This window comes from Salmonella sp. NW1250, from assembly GCF_051812965.1.
GTDB lineage: Bacteria > Pseudomonadota > Gammaproteobacteria > Enterobacterales > Enterobacteriaceae > Salmonella > Salmonella enterica.
In genome coordinates this window covers 1-428 of the sequence record NZ_JAMNDD010000051.1, presented here as the reverse complement: position 1 = coordinate 428, position 428 = coordinate 1, and the positions used below count along the sequence as shown (strand labels likewise).

The window sequence follows — 428 nt, the reverse complement described above, 5'->3', positions numbered from 1 at the left end:
GCGGGAAACGCCATTGACGACGTCCTCACCGTGGCGCTGTTCCCGCAGATTGGTCTCAAATTCCTTGAGAATCGCCACAACCCGGCGGCGTTTGAGCCACTGCCGCAGGCGGAAGCCGCGCAGCCGGTGGCAAAAGCAGAGAAGCCTGCCGCCTCCGGTATCTACACCGTGGAAGTGGAGGGCAAAGCCTTTGTGGTGAAGGTCAGCGACGGCGGCGATATCAGCCAGCTGACTGCTGCCACCCCGTCTTCCGCACCGGTTCAGGCAGCCGCCCCCGCAGGCGCCGGCACCCCGGTCACCGCGCCGCTGGCGGGCAACATCTGGAAGGTGATTGCCACCGAGGGCCAGACGGTGGCCGAAGGCGACGTGCTGCTGATTCTGGAAGCCATGAAGATGGAAACCGAAATCCGCGCCGCGCAGGCCGGCAC

Annotated in this window: 1 protein-coding gene; it reads left to right on the top strand. The window is 65.7% G+C overall.

Annotation, left to right across the window (positions count from 1 at the left end):
* The coding region (locus tag NBA72_RS24205) for a biotin/lipoyl-containing protein (protein ID WP_439005042.1) at nt 1-428 on the top strand (428 nt) is incomplete at both ends.